General features: G+C 67.8%; 19 protein-coding genes and 2 pseudogenes. 14 read left to right on the plus strand and 7 right to left on the minus strand.

Translation table 11 applies throughout. The features are described 5' to 3' along the window. Nucleotides 1-20: 20 nt before the first annotated feature. Both ABFX45_RS12085 and ABFX45_RS12090 read right to left on the minus strand, forming a co-directional pair. Nucleotides 21-656: an HNH endonuclease family protein gene (locus ABFX45_RS12085; protein WP_346129696.1), complete on the minus strand. Its 636-nt coding sequence runs from the start codon at nt 654-656 to the stop codon at nt 21-23. Between the two features lie 104 nt (nt 657-760). Then, a complete protein-coding gene (locus ABFX45_RS12090) occupies nt 761-1,369 on the minus strand; it encodes a hypothetical protein (RefSeq protein WP_346129698.1) in 609 nt (202 codons plus the stop codon). 110 nt (nt 1,370-1,479) lie between these two features. Between ABFX45_RS12090 and ABFX45_RS12095 the strand changes: the two genes are divergently transcribed. The 3 genes and pseudogenes from ABFX45_RS12095 to ABFX45_RS12110 form a co-directional block, all read left to right on the plus strand. Next, nucleotides 1,480-2,769 (plus strand): adenylosuccinate synthase, encoded by a 1,290-nt coding sequence (locus tag ABFX45_RS12095; RefSeq protein ID WP_109629472.1) that lies wholly within the window; start codon nt 1,480-1,482, stop codon nt 2,767-2,769. A 110-nt stretch (nt 2,770-2,879) separates the two neighbouring features. Continuing rightward, the gene (locus ABFX45_RS12100) at nt 2,880-3,461 is read left to right on the plus strand and encodes an ABC transporter permease (RefSeq protein WP_346129700.1); all 582 of its coding nucleotides are present in this window, start codon (nt 2,880-2,882) and stop codon (nt 3,459-3,461) included. A gap of 103 nt (nt 3,462-3,564) precedes the next feature. Next, nucleotides 3,565-4,229: pseudogene (locus ABFX45_RS12110) on the plus strand (LLM class flavin-dependent oxidoreductase); the annotation flags it as partial. Here the strand turns inward: ABFX45_RS12110 and ABFX45_RS12115 are convergent. Next, the gene (locus tag ABFX45_RS12115; protein WP_346129702.1) at nt 4,219-5,301 is read right to left on the minus strand and encodes a glycerophosphodiester phosphodiesterase; all 1,083 of its coding nucleotides are present in this window, start codon (nt 5,299-5,301) and stop codon (nt 4,219-4,221) included. The pseudogene ABFX45_RS12110 and the gene ABFX45_RS12115 sit on opposite strands and share 11 nt — an antisense overlap. Before the next feature lie 66 nt (nt 5,302-5,367). Then, on the minus strand, nt 5,368-6,924 hold the full coding sequence (locus ABFX45_RS12120) for a Na+/H+ antiporter (protein ID WP_346129703.1): 1,557 nt from the start codon (nt 6,922-6,924) through the stop codon (nt 5,368-5,370). A gap of 20 nt (nt 6,925-6,944) precedes the next feature. On the opposite strand from ABFX45_RS12120, the gene ABFX45_RS12125 reads away from it, so the two are divergent. From ABFX45_RS12125 to ABFX45_RS12145, 5 genes and pseudogenes are all read left to right on the plus strand, one after another. Continuing rightward, nucleotides 6,945-7,205: a UBP-type zinc finger domain-containing protein gene (locus ABFX45_RS12125; protein WP_109629464.1), complete on the plus strand. Its 261-nt coding sequence runs from the start codon at nt 6,945-6,947 to the stop codon at nt 7,203-7,205. Nucleotides 7,206-7,318: 113 nt separating this feature from the next. After that, entirely contained in the window at nt 7,319-9,208 is a 1,890-nt protein-coding gene (locus ABFX45_RS12130) for a TRAP transporter permease (protein ID WP_346130126.1), read from the plus strand. Beyond that, on the plus strand, nt 9,198-10,175 hold the full coding sequence (locus ABFX45_RS12135) for a TAXI family TRAP transporter solute-binding subunit (RefSeq protein ID WP_112227019.1): 978 nt from the start codon (nt 9,198-9,200) through the stop codon (nt 10,173-10,175). The genes ABFX45_RS12130 and ABFX45_RS12135 overlap by 11 nt, the downstream gene beginning before the upstream one ends. Nucleotides 10,176-10,191: 16 nt before the next feature. Further along, entirely contained in the window at nt 10,192-11,448 is a 1,257-nt protein-coding gene (purD, locus tag ABFX45_RS12140; protein ID WP_346129705.1) for a phosphoribosylamine--glycine ligase, read from the plus strand. A gap of 29 nt (nt 11,449-11,477) precedes the next feature. Beyond that, nucleotides 11,478-12,352: pseudogene (locus ABFX45_RS12145) on the plus strand (ADP-ribosylglycohydrolase family protein). Here the strand turns inward: ABFX45_RS12145 and ABFX45_RS12150 are convergent. Continuing rightward, on the minus strand, nt 12,342-13,190 hold the full coding sequence (locus ABFX45_RS12150) for an AraC family transcriptional regulator (RefSeq protein WP_346129707.1): 849 nt from the start codon (nt 13,188-13,190) through the stop codon (nt 12,342-12,344). The pseudogene ABFX45_RS12145 and the gene ABFX45_RS12150 sit on opposite strands and share 11 nt — an antisense overlap. A 114-nt stretch (nt 13,191-13,304) precedes the next feature. Between ABFX45_RS12150 and ABFX45_RS12155 the strand changes: the two genes are divergently transcribed. After that, nucleotides 13,305-13,952, plus strand: coding sequence for a DUF3558 domain-containing protein (locus tag ABFX45_RS12155; protein ID WP_346129709.1), 648 nt, complete (start codon nt 13,305-13,307; stop codon nt 13,950-13,952). Between the two features lie 10 nt (nt 13,953-13,962). On the opposite strand, the gene ABFX45_RS12160 is transcribed toward ABFX45_RS12155, so the two are convergent. Next, nucleotides 13,963-14,766, minus strand: coding sequence for a hypothetical protein (locus tag ABFX45_RS12160; protein ID WP_109629448.1), 804 nt, complete (start codon nt 14,764-14,766; stop codon nt 13,963-13,965). Continuing rightward, nucleotides 14,763-15,641 carry an ABC transporter ATP-binding protein gene (locus ABFX45_RS12165; RefSeq protein ID WP_346129711.1) on the minus strand — a complete coding sequence of 293 codons (879 nt, stop codon included), beginning with the start codon at nt 15,639-15,641 and terminating at the stop codon, nt 14,763-14,765. The genes ABFX45_RS12160 and ABFX45_RS12165 overlap by 4 nt, the downstream gene beginning before the upstream one ends. A gap of 178 nt (nt 15,642-15,819) precedes the next feature. Here ABFX45_RS12165 and ABFX45_RS12170 point away from each other — a divergent pair, with 178 nt between their 5' ends. The 5 genes from ABFX45_RS12170 (at nt 15,820) to ABFX45_RS12190 (ending at nt 19,349) form a co-directional block, all read left to right on the plus strand. Beyond that, nucleotides 15,820-16,278, plus strand: coding sequence for a hypothetical protein (locus ABFX45_RS12170; RefSeq protein WP_346129713.1), 459 nt, complete (start codon nt 15,820-15,822; stop codon nt 16,276-16,278). Next, complete coding sequence (locus ABFX45_RS12175) at nt 16,275-16,874, plus strand: DUF3558 domain-containing protein (protein WP_346129715.1); 600 nt, start codon at nt 16,275-16,277, stop codon at nt 16,872-16,874. Before ABFX45_RS12170 ends, ABFX45_RS12175 begins: the two co-directional genes overlap by 4 nt. A gap of 9 nt (nt 16,875-16,883) precedes the next feature. After that, nucleotides 16,884-18,185: a hypothetical protein gene (locus ABFX45_RS12180; RefSeq protein WP_346129717.1), complete on the plus strand. Its 1,302-nt coding sequence runs from the start codon at nt 16,884-16,886 to the stop codon at nt 18,183-18,185. A gap of 22 nt (nt 18,186-18,207) precedes the next feature. Continuing rightward, nucleotides 18,208-18,945, plus strand: a complete 738-nt coding sequence (locus ABFX45_RS12185) for an ESX secretion-associated protein EspG (protein WP_233439108.1) — start codon at nt 18,208-18,210, stop codon at nt 18,943-18,945. Nucleotides 18,946-19,049: 104 nt separating this feature from the next. Beyond that, complete coding sequence (locus ABFX45_RS12190) at nt 19,050-19,349, plus strand: hypothetical protein (RefSeq protein WP_346129720.1); 300 nt, start codon at nt 19,050-19,052, stop codon at nt 19,347-19,349. The last annotated feature ends 1 nt before the right edge of the window (nt 19,350 follow it).

Raw genomic sequence — 19,350 nt, forward strand, 5'->3', positions numbered from 1 at the left:
GAAAAGCGAGGAGAGTGTGGTCATCCGTTGCAGGTTCCCAGCATCGTCGTCAACGCGTCCTTCTCGCTTTGCTGCACGGTCAGGTCGTAGTAGTCCTTGGTACGTACCCACATCTTGGCGTACGTGCACCTGTAGGACTGCAGAGGCGGCTGCCAGGTCGACGGGTCCTGGTCGCCTTTGGCCTGGTTGACGTTGTCCGTCACCGCGATCAGCTGCGGGCGGGTCGTGTCGTTGGCGAAGGACTGACGCCTGGACTGGGTCCAGGACGAGGCGCCGGAGCGCCAGGCCTCTGCCAGGGCCACGATGTGGTCGATGTCCACGTCGGAGGCCGCCGTCCAGGTCGCGCCGTCGTAGGGCGAGAACCAGCGGCCCGAGGTGGCGGCGCAGCTGGTGTCGGTCACGACGTTCGTGCCGTCGCGCTTGAGGACGTACTCACGGGTGTTGCAGGTTCCCTCCTTGGCGATCCAGTGAGGGAACTTGTCGCGTGAATAGCCCGTCATCGAGCCTTCCGCGCGGACGGTCAGAGCCGCCAGGTGCGTGCGGGCCTCCGTGAGGGTGGGGATGTTGTCCGGGGTCGCAAGTGCAGGGGAAACAGAACCAAAGGTGAGTGCCAGTGCGGCAACTGGGACACCAATGATTCGGTTAACTTTTGACATTGTCCCGACCTTCCTTGTTGGAAGTGATCGGGAACCACCCTTAGTCACATTGCGGAATTAGGCAATGCCTTTGGGTGACACTCAAGTGAACTACAGACGCACGGCTAGACGCCACGGACCAGGCGCAGGTCCTCGGTGTGGCGGTACCAGGTCCACTTGTCGACCGGGCGCGGATGCTTGTGACCGTCCAAAACGGCGGTTGTGGGCAGGCAGCCGAGCTGGAACGCGCGTGGGCGGCTTTCCCGGACGCGAGAGCCGAGGAGGCGTTTGTTGACAATTCGCACCACCAGGCCCAAGCCGCCCTCGGTGTCCGGTGTGCACTCGATGCGTGAGGCCTGGCCGCGCAGCACGTTGTCGGCGTCGCTGTAACCAACGCCACGAACCGGTGACAAGACGCCGAGGCCCATCAGCACGCCGCCTACGTCGTCGCGCACGAACGGGACGGGATCTACGTCACCGTTCAGGGCGATGTCGAGTGCGCGGGCGGGGTCCGTCGAGAGGCCCCACAGCGCGGCGACGTGCGAATCGCCCGCGGGGACGTAACCGAGCGCTACCGAGCCGAGCTTCTCCTTGCGCAGCAACCGCAACGCCACGGCGGCGAGGTCGGCGTCCGTGCCCACGACGATGAGCCGTTCCGCGTCCAGGTGTTGATCTACGTGGTCCTTGCCGGGACGGGCGGGAACGGCCTGCACCCCGTCACGTTGAGTGATCATTGGCAACTGCGTGTTTCCGCAGGCCAACACGATTCCGCGCACGGTCATCTCCTGGTCTACGCTCGCTTACCGGCATTCGCTCGAACCAGTCCAAGCGCTTGGAGTTTCACATGCCGGCCGTCGTGCTGATCGGTGCCCAGTGGGGCGATGAGGGCAAGGGCAAGGCCACCGACATCCTCGGTGAGCGTGTCCAGTGGATCGTCCGCTACCAGGGTGGCAACAACGCGGGTCACACCGTGGTCCTCCCGGATGGTCAGAAGTTCGCCCTGCACCTCATCCCGTCCGGCATCCTCACGCCCGGTGTGAAGAACGTCATCGGCAACGGTGTCGTCGTCGACCCCGGCGTCCTGCTCGAGGAGCTCGCGGGCCTGGAGGAGAAGGGCGTCGACACCAGCGGCCTGCTGATCTCGTCGGACGCGCACTTGATCATGCCGTACCACGTGGCCATCGACAAGGTGACCGAGCGCTACCTGGGCAAAGCGAAGATCGGCACCACCGGCCGCGGCATCGGCCCCGCCTACCAGGACAAACTGGCTCGCGTCGGCGTGCGCGTGCAGGACCTGCTGGACGAGAAGATCCTCCGGCAGAAGGTCGAGGCCGCGCTCGACTTCAAGAACCAGGTGCTGGTCAAGGTCTACAACCGCAAGGCGCTCGACCCCGACCAGGTCGTCGACCAGGTGCTGGAGCGCGGTCAGCACTTCGTGCACCGCATCGCGGACACCCGCCTGCTGCTCAACCAGGCGCTGGACCGCGACGAGATCGTGGTGCTGGAGGGCTCGCAGGGCACGCTGCTCGACGTCGACCACGGCACCTACCCGTTCGTCACGTCGTCCAACCCGACCTCGGGTGGCGCGACGGTGGGCTCCGGCGTCGGGCCGACCCGCATCAGCACCGTGATCGGCATCCTGAAGGCCTACACGACCCGCGTGGGCTCCGGTCCGTTCCCGACCGAGCTGCACGACGACATGGGCGAGTACCTGCGCAAGCAGGGCGGTGAGTTCGGTGTCACCACCGGGCGTTCGCGCCGCACCGGCTGGTTCGACGCCGTGATCGCCCGCTACGCCTCGCGCGTCAACGGCATCACCGACTACTTCCTCACCAAGCTCGACGTGTTGTCCGGCCTGGAGAAGGTGCCGGTCTGCGTCGCGTACGAAGTGGACGGTCGCCGTGTCGACGAGATGCCGATGACGCAGACCGACGTGCACCACGCCGTGCCGGTCTACGAGGAGCTGCCCGGCTGGTTCGAGGACATCTCCCACTGCCGCGAGTTCGGCCAGCTGCCGGCCAACGCCAAGGCGTACGTCGAGTACCTGGAGAGCATCATCGGCGCCCGCGTGTCGGCGATCGGCGTCGGCCCCGGCCGCGACCAGACGATCGTCCGCCACGACGTTCTCGGCTGATACCGACTACCTCGAAGTACGACGCTTTTTCGCGATTTGGGCGTCATTGACGAAGGGCCGCGGCTCGCCTGTAATTCAGCGCCGTGGCCCTTTCTCTTGTTCGAAAACCGATGCTACCGGTGCGGTGGATCAGCCCGGTCACACTGGTTCTGCTGTGGCAACTGGCCAGTTCAACCGGTGTGCTCTCGCCCGAGAAACTGGCATCGCCGCTGACGGTTGCACAGTCCGCCGCCGAGCTCGTCGCGGACGGCCAATTGGTCGACGCATTTCTCGTTTCGCTGGGCCGCGTTTTCTTCGGATTTCTCATCGGCGGCACGGTCGGTGTTGCACTCGGGCTGGTTTCCGGTCTTTCCCGGTGGGGCGAGACATTGCTGGATCCACCGGTCCAGATGCTGCGGACGCTCCCGCACCTCGGCCTGATCCCGCTGTTCATCCTGTGGTTCGGCATCGGCGAGGAACCCGAGCTCGCGCTGGTCGCGGCCGGGGTGGCGTTCCCGCTCTACCTCAACCTGCACGCCGGCATCCGGCAGACCGATCCGGGCCTCGTCGAGGCCGCGAAAGTCCTGGGCTACCGCCGGATCGAACGGGTCGTGCACGTCGTGCTGCCGTCCGCCGGGTCAGACCGAGCAGCGCGTAGACCACGAGGCCGACGACCACGACGTCGGTGCGGAGGAACTCACGGGCGTCGTTGATCAGGAAGCCGAGACCGGCGTCGGCGTTGATCTGCTCGCCGACGATCAGCGACAGCCACGCGGTGCCGAGCGCGATCCGCAGTCCCACCAGGGTTTGCGGCACCAGCCGCACTCGTTCCAGGGCGAGCACTACCGGGTGCAGGACGCGACTGTGCTGGCCGCACGCGATCCGGTGCCGCCGATCTACTTCGGTGGTTCGTCCGACGCTGCCCTGCCGGTGGCGGCTCGGAACGCCGACGTGTACCTGACCTGGGGCGAACCGCCGCAGGACGTGGCGGTGAAGATCGCGCGGGTGCGGGAGCTGACGGACCGGCCGATCCGGTTCCGGCATCCGCCTGCACACGATCAGCCGCGACTCGTCGGCGGAAGCGTGGGCGGCGGCGTCACGACTGCTCGACGCGCTGGATCCGGCCGCGGTGGCGAAGGCGCAGGAGCAGCTGCGGGAATCGGAATCCGTTGGCCAGCAACGGATGCTGGCGTTGCACGGCGGCGACCTCGGCCGTGGCGTGCGCGGCCTGGAGATCTACCCGAACCTGTGGGCGGGGCGTCGGGCTCGTTCGAGGCGGCGCGGGCACTGCTCTCGTCGGCTCCCACGCGGAGGTCGCCGACCTCATCGAGGAGTACCACTCCATCGGGATCAGCGAGTTCGTCCTCTCCGGCTATCCCCACCTGGAAGAGGCCTACTGGTTCGGCGAGGGCGTGCGGCCCCTGCTGAAGCAACGCGGGTTGCTCGACGGGGACCGCACGCTCACGCTTGCTAGCGCTTGACCTTGGCCTCAACGGCCGTGTCGGGGTTGTCCGCGAACACGCCGTCGATGCCGGTCTTGAAGAACACGTCGTACTCCTCGAAGGCCCGGCCGTACGCGGCCGGGTCGGTCGAGGACCTGAAGTCGGCGGGCAGGAACGAGTTCTCGTTGCGGAACGTCCACGAGTGGACGACCAGGCCGACCTTGTGCGCGTCCTGCACGACGTTCGTCGGCGCATTGAGGAAGCCGGCGGCGTCGCGCGGGATGATCAGGTCCTTGTGCAGGCCGACACCGTCCGCGTAACCGCGGATCTCGCGCAGACCCGCCGGGGTGACCAGGTCGGCGTAGGTGCGCTTGTCACCGGCCACGATGAAGTCGTACGGCGCGCCGGAAGCGTTGACCAGCTGCACGAGCGGCACCCGTAGAGACTTGTTCAGCTCCTTGAGGTTCGCGACCTCGAACGACTGCACGTAGACCTTGGCGCTGCGGCGGTTCAGGCCGTTGCGGTTGAGCACGTCGACGAGCTTCGGCTCCAGCGCGAGACCGATCGACTGGAAGTACGTCGGGTGCTTGGTCTCCGGGTAGATTCCGATCTCGCGGTGCAGCTCGCGGGACAGGCGCTTGGTGAGGTCGATGACCTCCTGCAGCGTCGGCACCTCGAAGCGGCCGTCGTAGAGCGTGTTGCGCGGGCGGATCGCCGGGATGCGTTCCTTGGCGCGCAACGTCTTCAGCTCGGCGAGCGTGAAGTCCTCGGTGAACCAGCCGGTGACCGGCGTGCCGTCGATGACCTTGGTCTTCTTGCGGTCGGCGAACTGCGGCTTGGCCGAGACGTCGGTGGTGCCGCCGATCTCGTTCTCGTGCCTGGCGACCAGCTTGCCGTCCTTGGTGGGCACCAGGTCCGGCTCGATGTAGTCGGCGCCCGTGCGGGCGGCGAGCTCGTATGCCGCGAGCGTGTGCTCCGGCCGGTACGCCGACGCGCCGCGGTGCCCGATCACGATCGGGCCCTTGTCGTCGTGTGCCGACGCGGAGGGCAGGGACGCCACCACCGCACCCGCGAAAACGAGGACTGCGGCGGCTAGACCTCTCCGGTACATCGTTCGACCTCCCAGTTCGTGTTGAGAGCGCACCCAAGCATCGCAACACGAAATGCAGGTGAACGGTTACTCACGGGAAAGTGCGGCTTCCTCCAAGTCCAGTTCGCGCAGCACCCGGAACAGAACCTCGTCGTCGATCTCGCCGGCGTCGCGCGCCTTGATGAACTCGTCACGTTCCGCGCTCAGCATCACCCTGCGCAGTCGTCGATACGCGGCGGCTGGACTCTCCTCCTCCTGGCGGCCGAGCCGTTCCCAGGCGGCGTTGCCCCGGTGCTCGGCGAGCGCCCGCAGCTGGTCACGCACGTGGTCGGGGACGTCCTCGATCTCCTGGTCGAGCCGGTCGACCGCCGCCTGCGCCGCGCGGTGCTGGATCTGCGCCTCTGCCAGCGCGTCCTTGCGCGCGTCGTCGCCCTCGAAGCCGATCTTGTTGATCATCCAGGGCAGCGTCGTGCCCTGCAGCAGCAGGGTGGAGACCGTGACGACGAAGGCGCAGAAGACGATGATCTCCCTGCCTGGGACGTCCTGCGGGATCGCGGCCGCCGCGGCGAGCGTCACCACCCCGCGCATGCCCGCCCACGCGATCACCGTGACCTGGCCCAGATGCGGCCAGCGCTCGCGTTCTCGCAAGCGTTTGGACAGGTACAACGGCACGTACGAGGCGGGGTACATCCAGACGAACCGCGCGAGGATCGTCGCCAGCAGCACCGCCCCGGCACCGAGCAGCAGCGTCACGTCGAGGTCGACGTCGCTGATGATCGCCGACACCTGCAGGCCGATGAGCGCGAAGACGAACGACTCCAGCAGCACGTCCACCGACCGCCACACCGCCGCGTCCTGCAGCCGGGTCGTGTAGGTGCCGCGCGGCGAGTGGTGGCCGACGTAAAGGCCCGCGACGACGACCGCGAGCACACCGGAGACGTGCGCGGCCTCCTCGGCGAGCAGGTAGGCGCCGAACGGCACGAGCAGACCGAGCGCGCTCTCCAGCACACCCTCGCAGAGCCGTTTGCGCAGGAACCTGACCAGCACGCCCACCAGCAGGCCGATCGCGATGCCGCCCGCCGTGACGAGCAGGAACATCCCGACGCTCTCGGCGGGGTGCATGGCCGCTCCCGCCGCGGCCGCCACCGCGACCTTGAACGCGGTCAGCGCCGTGGCGTCGTTGATGAGGCTCTCGCCGACCAGCAGTGTCATCGCCCGGCGTTGCAGGCCGAGCTTGCGCCCGATCGCGACGGCCGCGACGGCGTCAGGCGGGGCGACCACCGCGCCGAGGACCAGCGCGGCGGCGAACGGCAGTTCGGGGAAGACGAGCTTCGCCGTGACACCGACGACGAACGTCGTGAACAGCACCAGCCCGACCGCGAGCAGGCCGATCGGCCGCAGGTTCGCGCGGATGTTCAGGTACGAGCTGTCCAGCGCGGCGCTGTAGAGCAGCGGCGGCAGGACCAGCACCAGGATCAGGTGCGGGTCCAGCTCGAACTCCGGCACGCCGGGGATGAACGAGACCACGAGCCCGACCGCGACCAGCACCAGTGGTGCCGACCAGTTCAGCCGGCGGGCGATGGACGTCACGACCAGGGCCCCGAGCAACAGCAGCAGAAGTTCAGGCCCGTGCATGTCGCTCATTCTGCGTAAAGATGGACCCCATGACCTGTTCGCACGTGGGAGCGCTGCCCGCTTCGGTGGCGCCGGAGTCGGCCGAGGGCTGTGTCGACTGCCTTGCTGAGGGTGAGCGCAACTGGGCTCACCTGCGGATGTGCCTTTCCTGCGGGCACGTGGCGTGCTGCGACTCGAGCCCGGGCAAGCACGCGACCGCGCACTACAAGTCGTCCCAGCATCCGGTCATGCGCTCGTTCGAGCCGGGCGAGGACTGGCGCTGGTGCTATGTGGACAGTGCGGTCGTCTGAGGACTTTGCAATCCCTTTGGATTGATCGTCTAACGCTGTGATCGGCCCCACAGTACGGTTCGAGCGTGGCCAACCCCGACCTCGCCCGCATCGTCGCGGAGCACGACGAGGAGATGCCGTCGCGGTCGCTCTCACCACGGTGGGAGCGGGCGCTGTGGATCGCCGGCCTGCTGATCGCACTGCTGGTGCTCAAGCAGGTGTTCTTCCCGTTCGCCAAGGGAAGCCAGTACTACCTGATCATCTTCCTGGCGGTGACGCTGCCGCTCGTGTTCCTGTCGTACGGCCGCGGGCACTCACCCAAGGTCGTCGACTGGGTACTGGCCGCGCTGGCGTTCGTCGCCGGCTCGTACCCGCTGTTCGGGGGCTTTGACGAGTTCCTGAACCGGCAGGGGCAGCTCACGCCGCTCGACGTGGCAGCGGGCGCGGTGTTGCTCGTGTTGATCCTGGAGGCGTGCCGACGCACGACCGGGTGGGTGCTGCCCGTGGTGTGCGTGGCGTTCATCGCCTACGCCTACTACGGCGGGTTCCTGCCGCCGTCGTGGTCGATCTCGCACTCCGGCGTCGACTTCGCGCAGATCATCAACGGGTTCTTCAACGACGCCAGCGGGTTCTACGGGACACCGCTGGACGTCGCGGCGACCTACATCGTGCTGTTCACGATCTACGGCGCTGTCCTGAACGCGTCCGGCGCCGGGAAGTTCTTCGTCGACATCAGCTTCGCGGCCTTCCGGAAGTCGCGGACGGCCCCCGGCCGCACTGCGGCGACCGCCGGCTTCCTGCTGGGCACGGTCTCCGGGTCGGGCACGGCGACGACCGTGTCGCTGGGCGCGGTGACGTGGCCGATGCTGCAGAAGGCCGGGTATCCCAAGGAGAACGCGGGCGGTCTGCTCGCGGCGTCGGGCATCGGCGCGATCCTGTCGCCGCCCACGCTGGGAGCCGCCGCGTTCATCATCGCCGAGTACCTGCAGGTGTCGTACCTGTCGGTGCTGATCTGGGCGATCATCCCGACGCTGCTCTACTACCTGGGCATCGCGCTGGCCGTGGAGGCCGACGCCCGGCGGTTCGGGGCGAAGCCGGTCGACGTGGACGCGCCGCGGTTCTGGGACGTGCTGAAGCTCGGCTGGTACCACTTCCTGTCGCTCGGGATCATCGTCGTCTTCCTCGCGCTGGACATCCCCGTCTACCGCGCGGTCGTGTACGCGACGGGGGTGGCGGCGCTGTTCGCGTTGATCAACCACCGGCGCGACTGGTTCCGGCTGGTGACCGACGCGCTCTCGACCGGGGTGCGCTCGGCGTTGCCGGTGATCGCGGTGTGCGCGGCTGCGGGCGTGATCACGTCGACGATCACGAAGACCGGGCTGGGGCAAGCGCTTGCGGGGTCGCTGGTGGACCTGGCTTCGGCGCTGAGCTCGTCCGAGACCGTGATCCTGATGCTGACGGCGGTGTTCGCGGCCGTCGCGGTGTCGGTGCTCGGCCTGGCCGTGCCGGTGACGGCGTCGTTCATCATCTCGTGGGTCGTCATCGGCCCGGCGTTGATCACGCTGGGCGTCGAGCCGGCCGAGACCGCGATGTTCATCTTCTACTACGCGGTGTTGTCCGAGGTCACGCCGCCAACGGCGCTCGCCGCCGTGGCTGCTGCCGCGCTGACCGGCGGCGATGTCATGAAGACGATGTGGCAGACGTGGAAGTACACGCTCCCGGCGTTCCTTGTGCCGCTGGCGTTCGTGCTGACCGACTCCGGCGCCGGGCTGCTGTTGCGCGGGCCGTTGCTGGACTCGGTGTGGACGTTCGGCGCGTCCGCCCTGGGAGTGGCTGCCCTGGCCGTTCTCACGGGCGGCTGGCTGTTCGGTCCCGCGCGCTGGCCGGAGCGCGTGCTGTGCGTGCCGGCGGCGTTGTTCCTGCTCTATCTGCAGCCGTTGACGATCGCCATCGGGGCCGGGTTCCTCGTGGTGGCCGTGGCGGTCCACCTGGTTACTCGTGGGAGGGTTCGTGATGCTGCGTAAGTACGCGATCGGTGCGATCGCTTTGGCGCTCGTGGTTTCCGGGTGTGGCGGCAAGCGCACGCCCACGACGCCGGACGCGTCGGGTGGCAACGCGTCGTGCGAGGCGTCCGACGGCCGGATCACCATCGCGACCGGCAACTCCGGTGGCGTGTACTTCGTGGTCGGCGGTGGCCTCGCGAAGCTGATCTCCGACAACTCGAAGCTGAAGGCGTCCTCCGCGGAGACCGGCGCCTCCGTGCAGAACATCCAGCAGCTCGTCGGCGGCACGTACGACATCGCGTTCTCGCTCGCCGACACTGCGGCGGACGCGGTGAACGGCACCGGCGCGTTCAACGGCAAGAAGGAGAAGATCGCGGCGCTGTCGCGGATCTACCCGAACTACACGCAGGTGCTCGTCCGCGCCGACTCCGGCATCAACTCCGTCGCGGACATGAAGGGCAAGCGGATCTCGACCGGGTCGCCGAAGTCCGGCACCGAGGTGATCGCCGGACGGCTCCTGAAGTCGGCAGGGCTGAACATCGACTCCGACGTCGCCGCCCAGCGCCTCGACCTGACCAAGACCGCGGACGGGATGAAGGACGGCAGCATCGACGGCCTGATCTGGTCGGGCGGTCTGCCGACGCCGCAGATCACGGACATCACGACGTCGTTGAAGGACCGGGTGAAGTTCATCGACATCACTCCGCTGCTGCCGGAGATGAAGAAGATCAGCCCCGTCTACGACACCGGGACGATCCCGGCTGCGACGTACGGGACCTCGGAAGTTCCGACGATCGTCGTACCGAACCTGCTCCTCGTTCGCGAGGACTTCGCGGCCAACAACGCGTGCGCGGTGACCAAGCTGATCTTCGACAAGAAGGCTGACCTGGAGAAGGTGCACCCGGCCGTGAAGGACATCGACAAGGCCAAGGCCGGCGCCTCCGACCCCGTCCCGCTGCACCCTGGGGCGAAGCAGGCACTCGGCTGAACTACGCTGGAGCATCGTGCGCGTCCTGGTCATCGGGTCTGGAGCCCGTGAGCATGCCCTTGTCCTCGCGTTGTCGCGCGATCCGCAACTGACTGCCTTGGCGTGCGCGCCGGGCAACGCAGGCATCGCGGGACACGCCGAGATCTACGGCGTGGACGTCGCAGATGCTTCGGCGGTCGCCACCCTCGCGAAGGAGTGGAAGGCCGACCTCGTCGTCGTCGGCCCCGAACAACCGCTGGTCGTCGGGGCCGCTGACGCGGTCAGGGCCCTCGGCATCCCGTGCTTCGGCCCGTCCAAGGCCGCAGCTCGGATCGAGGGCTCCAAGGCGTTCGCGAAGGACGTCATGAACGCGGCGGGTGTGCCGACCGCGCACAGCGAGGTCGTCGACAACCCGGCCCGCCTGGACGCCGCGCTCGGGCGGTTCGGCCCCACGTGGGTCGTGAAGGACGACGGCCTGGCCGCGGGCAAGGGCGTCGTCGTGACGTCGGACCTGGCGGCCGCGCGGGCGCACGCGATGACGTTGCTCGACGGCGGGCACCCGGTGCTGCTGGAGTCCTTCCTGGACGGTCCGGAGGTGTCGCTGTTCTGCGTCACCGACGGTGTTTCCGTCGTGCCGTTGATCCCGGCGCAGGACTTCAAGCGCGTGGGTGACGGAGACCACGGCCCGAACACCGGTGGCATGGGCGCTTACGCTCCGCTGCCGTGGGCGCCTGAAGGTCTCGTCGAGGAGATCGTTTCGCGGTGCGTGCAGCCCGTGGTCGACGAGCTGCGGGCGCGCGAGACGCCGTTCGTCGGTCTGCTCTACGCGGGTCTGGCGCTGACGTCGTCCGGCGTGCAGGTGATCGAGTTCAACTGCCGCTTCGGTGACCCGGAGACCCAGTCGGTCCTCGCCCTGCTGAAGTCGCCGATCTCCTCCCTGTTCCTCGCGGCGTCGACCGGTGCGCTGGCCGAGCTGCCCCCGCTGGAGTGGGAGAACGGCTACGCCGTGACCGTGGTCGTCGCCGCGGAGGGCTACCCCGGCCGGCCGCGCACGGGTGACGTGATCACCGGCTCCGAGTCCGAGGGCGTGCTGCACGCCGGTACGCGTCGTCGTGAGGACGGCGCCGTGGTCTCCGCCGGCGGCCGCGTGCTGTCCGTCGTGGGCACCGGCAAGTCGCTGTCGAAGGCACGCGAGCGCGCCTACAAGAAGATCGCGGACATCCACCTCACCGGCTCGCACCACCGTTCGGACATCGCGTTGAAGGCGGTCGACGGCAAGATCACGGTGTCGTGAGCCTGCTCGGGTGCGTGCTCGGCGGGGCCGTGGGCGACGGCCTCGGCGCGCCGATCGAGTTCTCCTCGATCGACGTGATCCGCCGTCAGTACGGCCCTTCCGGTGTCGTCGACCTTCCTGTCCTGGAGATCACCGACGACACCCAGATGCTGCTGTTCACCTTGGAGGGTCTGCTGCTCGCGCGGCAGCACGGCATCGACCCCGTGCTGTCCGTGCGCGCGGCGTACGGCCGCTGGCTCCACACCCAGGGCGGCCCGGTCGTGGCGTCCGACGGCTGGTTGATGGCGGACCAGCGTCTGCATTCACGTAGGGCGCCGGGCCACACGTGCATCACCGCCTTGCAGCACAACGAGAAGAACAACTCGAAGGGCTGCGGCGGCGTGATGCGCGCCGCCCCCGTCGCCGTGTGGTCCCGCGACGTGCGCGAGGTGTTCACGTTGGCGGCGGAGACGGCGCGCCTGACCCACCACCACCCGAGCGGCTACCTGTCGGCAGGCGTGCTGGCGGTGATGGTGCAGGCCCTGCTGGGCGGCACGGACCTGCCGTCGGCGGTGGCAGTCGCACGCGCCGAACTGGTCCGCTGGGACGGTCACGAGGAACAGACCTCGTTGCTGGACAAGGTGATGGGCCTCGGCCCGCTCACGCCAGAAGAGATCGAATCCGAACTGGGCGGGGCTGGGTCGGCGAAGAGGCCCTGGCCATCGGCCTGCACGCCGCCCTGGTGGCCCCCGACTTCCCCACCGCCGTACGCGTCGCCGTCAACCACTCGGGTGACAGCGACTCGACGGGCTCCATCTGCGGCAACATCCTGGGGGCCCGTGACGGCGTGGCCGTCATCCCCGAGTCGTGGCTCGCCGTGCTCGAGCTGCGAGACGTTGCCGAGCGCCTGGCTCTCAGCTGGTGACGGGAATCCACAACTCGGCCTTGGCCGTGTCCCCGTCGATCTGCGTGTGCAACATCGACGGCCCTTCAACACTCTGGTAGCTGTTGGACGGGAACCACTGCGTGTAGACGTCCCGCCACATGTGCTGAATGGTCTCGGGGTACGGCCCTTCCGCCTTGAACACGGCCCACGTGTTCTTCGGCACGGTGATGGTCTCCATGGCCTCCGGCGCCTCCTTGCTGGTCACCACGCCGTGGAAGTAGTCGAGGCGGTCGCCCTCCTCGTTGCCTTCCTGGTTGCCGGTGAGCGCCACGAGGCCTTCGGGCTCGCCGTCGCTGAGCTGTTTCAGCCGTTCCAGCGTCGGCATCCCGATGCCCTTGATGAACTCCACGATCGCGGGGTTCATCCCGAGGTGCACCAACGGCACCCGCGTCCCCCGGCCAACGACCTGGAACGCGTCCTTCTCGACGATCCGGTACTCCATGCTCGTACTCCCTTCGACAATCAGCTTGAACGTGAGAATCTGCTGCGACTGCAACGGTTTCTTGCCGCCCCGAGCCTCCTGCGGCCCGACCCCGTGCATGGCCTTGAACGCCCTGGCGAAGGCCTCGTTGGACCCGTAGCCCCACCGGATGGCGATGTCCAGCAACGAGTCGTGTCCACTGAGGACCTCGTTGGCCGCCTTCGTGAGCCTCCTGCGCCGGATGTACTCGCTCAGCGGAATCCCGGCGAGCGCGCTGAACATCCTTCTGAGGTGGTACTCACTCGTACCGGCGATCCGCGCGAGGTGCCTCACGTCGACCTCGTCGTCGAGGTTCTGCTCGATGTGGGCCATGGCCTGGTTGAGTCGCTCCAACACGTTCCCAACGCTATTGGGGCTCGAGGGTTCGCACCCGACTTCCTGTGCCCTGTTCGGTCGGTTTCCGGTCGTTCATCGGTATCCGTGCAGCGCGGATGTGCTGAACTACCTGACATGGGCACGCACGCACTTCGCCTGACCTCGCTCCTGGCCACCGTCGTGACCCTCGCGGCCTGCACCACACCGCCGGAGCCGCCGATGGCCTCGCCGGGCCCGAAGCTGGACGCGGAGGCGATCGCCTACGACAACCTCGACTTCAACCGCTCGCGGCCGGAGGTCTTCGACAACACGTGCGAGACCCTGCCGTCAGACCTCCAGTCGCTGCTCGGCCTCGGGAAGAAGCCGAACACCGGTGCCGGTGGCGGCTGCCACGTGCAGGAGGACTGGGGCCGTCTCTCCATCGGGCTGTTCAGCCCCGGCGCCGCGCGGAAGTCGAAGGCCCAGCACTTCGTCGACGTCTGGAACGGGGATCGCGGCGCCGGCCGCTACTTCCACCGGTCGATCCTGCTCGACCGCTACTACGCGACCACCGTGATCACCGGCGAGGTGAACGAGTACTGCACCGTCACGGTCGACACCGGTTCCGAGCGCCCGTTCGAGGTAGAGGCCGCGATGAACTTCGACGAGGCCGTGGCGCTGCGGGCCCAGGACGTCGACCAGCCGATCGACCGGGCCCTGCGCGACTTCTGTCCCAAAGCGACGGAGGCGGCGGAGAAGGTGCTGCCGCTGATCGACGAGAACGGCGGCAGCCGGGCGGGCTGAGCGGAGCCGCTCAGCCCGCGTCACGCCGGCTGAGCACGACCAGCGAGACGCCCAGCAGCGTCAGCCACACGACCAGCGACGAGATGGTCTGCACCCACCCCGTACCGCCGCCCGCCAGGTGCCAGGCCGCTTCGAGCGGGTAGATCAGCCCGAAGACCTCGGGCAGCAGCATGCGGGCGAGTGCCAGCAGCGGCACCACGATGAAGAACACCGTCAGCGAGCCGCCCGTGTTGGGAATGAGCAGCGAGACGATCAACGCCGTGAGCAGCACCAGCGCGGTCGACAGCATGGTCACGCCGAGCACCCAGCCCGGCCGGTGACCGAGCAGGTAGTCGTGGTTGATCCCGTCCGCGGCCATCTCGATCAGAACCGGGTACAGGACGAACGTGAACAGCGTGCACACCAGCCACACGCCGAGGAGCACCGTGGCCTGCGCCACCAGATAGCGCATCCGGGAGGGCTGCACCAGCAGCGTCGGCTGCACGCTCTTGTACTGCCACTCGCCGGCGACGAGCTTGATCACGGTCGCGAAGACCAGCAGAAGACCCAGCTGGACCACGACGAGCATCGGCTGGAGCTGCCTCCCCGCGCTGGCCAGGTTCGACTGCGGAAGCGTGAAGAGCAGCATCACGCCGATCAGGAAGAGCGGGGCGAAGGCCATCACGATCTTGTCCGACCGCGAGCCGACGAGCTTGCGCGCCTCGACCGCGACCAGCCGCCAGAACGACGACGCCCGGCTCGCGCGGACGGCCCACGGAACGTTCGCCTGCGGCGCCTGGACGGCGGGATGTGCTGGCGGGTGTCCGATGGTCATACCCGGCCTCCACCGGTGAGGCGGAAGAAGAGGTCTTCCAGGCTCATCTGCTCCTCACGCAGCCCCAGCAGCGGAATGCCCGCGGAGAAGGTGACGCTGGAAACCTGCTCGACCGGCGCGTGCGCGGCGATGAAGCCGTCCGGCGCCGGCTGGATGGCGATGCCGCCCCGCTGCAGGGCCTCGGCCAGCCGGTTCATGTCCTTGGCACGCACCAGCGACCGGGACGACGTGGTCAGGCTGGCGAGCGGCCCATCGGCCACCACCCGGCCGTTGCCGATCACCAGCACCCTGTCGGCGGTCTGGTCCACTTCGGACAGCACGTGGCTGGACAGCAGCACGGTGCCACCTCTGGCGGCATGCCCCCGCAACAGGTTGCGCACGGCGCGGATTCCCTCCGGATCGAGCCCGTTGATGGGCTCGTCGAGCACCAGCAGCGGCGGATTGGTGAGCAACGCGTGTGCGATGCCCAATCGCTGACGCATGCCGAGGCTGTACTTGCCGATCTTGCGCGTGGCGGCGTCGGCCAGCCCCAGCATCTCCAGCACCTCGTCCGCGCGGCGGCCGGGCACGCCGGCCAGCGTCGCGGCCATGCGCAGGTGCCCGCGGCCGCTGCGTCCGGGATGGACAGCGGCCGCATCCAGGAGCACCCCGGCCACGTGCGAAGGGTTGGGCCACGCGGAGAACGGACGGCCCGCGATCGTCGCCTGCCCGCGGTCCGGCCGAGTCAGCCCAGTGATCATCCGCAGCGTCGTCGACTTGCCCGCGCCGTTGGGGCCGAGAAAGGCCGTCACGGTGCCGGGCTGGAGCTCGAAGCCCACCTGATCGACGACCGTGCGGCCTTCGTAGGCCTTGGTCAGCCCCCACACTGTCAGCACCAACTCACCGTAGCGATGGTCACCGTGCGTCGCGGGCTGAATCGCCCCACGTGTCGGATGAAAGGCGGCGGAACCAACGAGGGGTGGTCTTCGTCCAACCACAGGTACGTCTTACGCAGGCGTTGGTAGCCTGCGAAGGGGGACCGAACCGTTACCAACCGTACGGGGGTAGGACGTCGTGACACAGGAGAGCGCGGGGGCGGATGCCGCTCTCAGTGCCGTCGCGGGTGTGGCCGGTGGCGTGATCGGGGCCGCGGTCAGCGCGTTCCACACGGCATCGGCCTTTCTGGACGGCCTGACGTCAGGCCCGTCGACACAGAGCTTTCACGTCAACGAGGACAACGTCCTCAAGGCCGGCGCGGTCATCCAGGACCAGGCGGAAGTGCTGAAGCGGGCGCTGCTCTCGGCGCAGCGCAGACTCGAAGTGCACGTCAACGCTGCCACGGCTGGCGAGGTGAGCGCGAACATCGCAGGTTTGTGGAATCGCCGTCTCACGACCGATGAAGATTCATATGTGGGTCGAATCGCGCAGTACGTTGAAACTCTGGAAAACTTGGCGACGCAGCTGAAGGAGTCGGCCAAGCAGTACGGCTTCAGTGACGAAGAGATCGCTACTGTGTTCGGAAAGACGACGTGAGCAAAACCGTCTTCAAGATCATTGCCGCGGCGTCCGTGCTGGTGGCTGCCACTGCGTGTACGAGCAGCGGTGAGAAGGGCAAGCCAAGTCCTACATCGGGCGGCAGTCCCACTTCTGGCACGTCGGGTTCTGCCAAGGAACTGCCGAAACGGCCAACCGAGTTGAAGCTTGACGGCGTTGACGCGTGCAAGCTCCTCACCCAGGCGCAGATGGACCAGATCAAGGTCACGGAGGCGGTGCCGCAACAGATCGAGGTGTCCAACTTCGGAAAGGCGCCCGGCTGCTTCTACGAGAACGGGCTCAAGTACTCCTATACCGTTGTTTTGGTGACGAACAAGGGTGTGCCGTTCTGGCTCAGCGGTTCCGGAAATCTGGACGTGAAGGTTGTGGATGTGGCTGGATATGGCGCCGCGCAACTCACGCTCACCGGCACGAACAGTGTTAATTGCAATGTTACGGTCGACGTCGCCGAAGGTCAGCAGCTGCACATGTCTTATGACCCGGTGACGGAAAAGGGCGACTCGCAGGACCAGATGTGCAGCAAGGCGAACAAAGCCGCCGCGCTCGCGGTCGAGACTCTCAAGACCTTGAAGTGAGGGGGAGCTATGTCGGGTGGACAGCTCACTGACTGGTACTTCGAAGGCTGGTCCAACGAGAAGCTGGCAGACGAGGTTCAGAAGCTCACTACCGGTAGTGGTGAACTCGCCCGGCAGTTCGCATCGGCCTCTGATGTCCTCCGGGATCTCGCCGGCAGCTTGCAGGACGTCGACAAGGTGCTCCGGGAGCAGCTGAAGGCGTTGGGCATCGAATGGGGCGGCGCGGCCGGCGAGAAGGGTCAGGAGACGACCAAGGTCACCGCGGAGGGCTTCGACGACGCGGGCCAGGCAACCGTCGGGAACTCGGACGCGATGGCTCGGCAGGGCGAGAGCACCACCACAGCGCGGCACAACTCGCCCAACTCCGAGACTCTCCGCGGCGACACCGAGAAGAACCTTTTCGACAAGGGCGTGGGTCTGGTCGGTATCGAGACCGATCACGCGGCAGAGGTCGAGGCCACGAACCGGGCTCGCCAGCAGGCGATCGACAGCCTCAACGGCTACAAGGAGAACAGCCAGAGCGCGATCGACTCGTTCCGCACGCCGAACCAGCCGCCGGACATCGTCGTTGCCAGCGCCGCCGCGCCCACCGCGGTCGGCCCGGCAGTTCCAGGCACGGGCGGCGGCACCCCGGGCATCCACGGCGGACCCGGCTTCACCGGCACGGGCAGCCCGGGCTCCCCTGGTGTCCCGGTCGGCCCCACCCCGAGCATCCCCGGCAACACCACGGGCGTCATGCCCGGCACCACGACCAACCCCATCGCAGCCGGCACCGGCCTCCCCAAGCCGTTCCCGTCCGCCCTCCCGATCGGCATCGCCGCGGCAGGCGCAGCCGCAACAGGCCTGGCAGGCGCAGCCACGACGGCGCGCGGCGCCCAGGTGGTCGGCGGCGGACGCGGCCCCAGCCAGGCTCCGAAGACCTCGATCGCCCCCACGGGCCCGAAGGGTGCCCCGAGCACGATCGGCGCGGGCAAGGGCGGCCCCGGCGGCGGTCCTGGCGGTCCCGGCGGCCCTGGCACTCCAGGTGGCACCGGCGTTGCGGGCAAGGGCCCCGGCGGCGCGATGACGCCTGGCGGTGCGACGGGCGTTGGGCCCGAGGCGAACCGGCCCGGTGCCACCGCGGCCAAGGGTGGCGTTGCGGGTAAGGGCGGCGCTGGGTCGCTCATGTCGCCTGCGGCCGGTGCGGCCAAGGGTGAGGGCGAGGAGGACGGCGAGCACGTGCGCAAGTACGGCGTCGACTCCGACGACGTGTTCGGCGACGAGCGCATGGTGGTGCAGTCCGTCATCGGCGAAGACCCGAAGGACAAGTAAGGCATTGAGCTCACCAGGTTCCGTGGTTTTGTCCACAGTGGAGTTCGCCGTGGTCTGGGAGGCTCAGCGCCTCCCGGCCGCGCACGTCGCGTTGGACACGCGGATTCCCTCCATCACCCACACCGAGAAGGCCGAGGTGGTGAAGCGGGCCTGGGAGTCGTTGGAGGCGCGCGGCCTGGCCGGCAACGGCCGGGTCGTGCCCGAGTTGGCTGACGGGTTTGCCTTGCTGGCCAACGCGACCACGTCGATCGACCTGTGGATCTGGGCCGATCGGCAGATCAGCGGGCTCGCTGCGGCCATCGGGGACGAGGCGATCCTGGCGGTGCAGGATCGGGACGAGATGTGGTTGATCGAGGCCCGCGGGACCGCGCTCGCCGAGGCTGCGGTGTCGGTGGCCGGCGAGATGCCTGCCGGGTACGGGCGGTCGATCAGCCTGCCCTACGACGATCTCGTCGCCGCTGCCAAGGATGTCGGGCAGGACGCTCAGCGGTTGATCACCATGCTGGAGCGGCAGGGGATGCGGCTCGGTGACGCGCAGGAGCTTGCCGGGATGCTGGACGGGACGTCCACGCGTGGGCAGTTCGGGGTTCAGCGCAACGGGCAGCGTGCCAAGCGAGTGGTTTCCTTCCACGACACGCACAACGGGCGGTATCTGCGGCAGCTCAAGCCCAGCAGCGACGGGCGGCAGTGGTGCACGATCACGCCCGTGGACAACCATCGACTTGCCGGGGCCGTCTGGGAGCTTCTGCAAGAGGTCTGAGCGGAACGGCAAAGCCGAGCCCTGCGTCCCAACAATCACCCGACTGTGCGAAGCAATTCGTTCTAAGGTCGGTGAGGAGACTTAGGGGGTAGGTGCGCATGGCTGTGGCGAAGTTCAACATCGAAGCCATGGAACAGTGCCGCACGACCGTGAGCAGCCAGGCCGGGCAATTCGGCGCGATCGGTGACGGCTTTTCCAATCAGTACGGCAATCCGGACATTTTCGGGAAACTCGGTGCTTCCGGTGCGCTTTCGGGCGCGGTGACGGCAATGGACCAGGCCGGCTCGCAGGAGTTCGAGGCCGCGGAGAAGGTGCTGCGCAAGGTCGAGAGCGCGCTCGACGCGATCCAGACCACCGTCCAGGACACCGAAGAGGCCAACAAGAACTCGCTGAAGGCGGTGTGAC

Source organism: Lentzea roselyniae (assembly GCF_039537795.1).
GTDB lineage: Bacteria > Actinomycetota > Actinomycetes > Mycobacteriales > Pseudonocardiaceae > Lentzea > Lentzea atacamensis.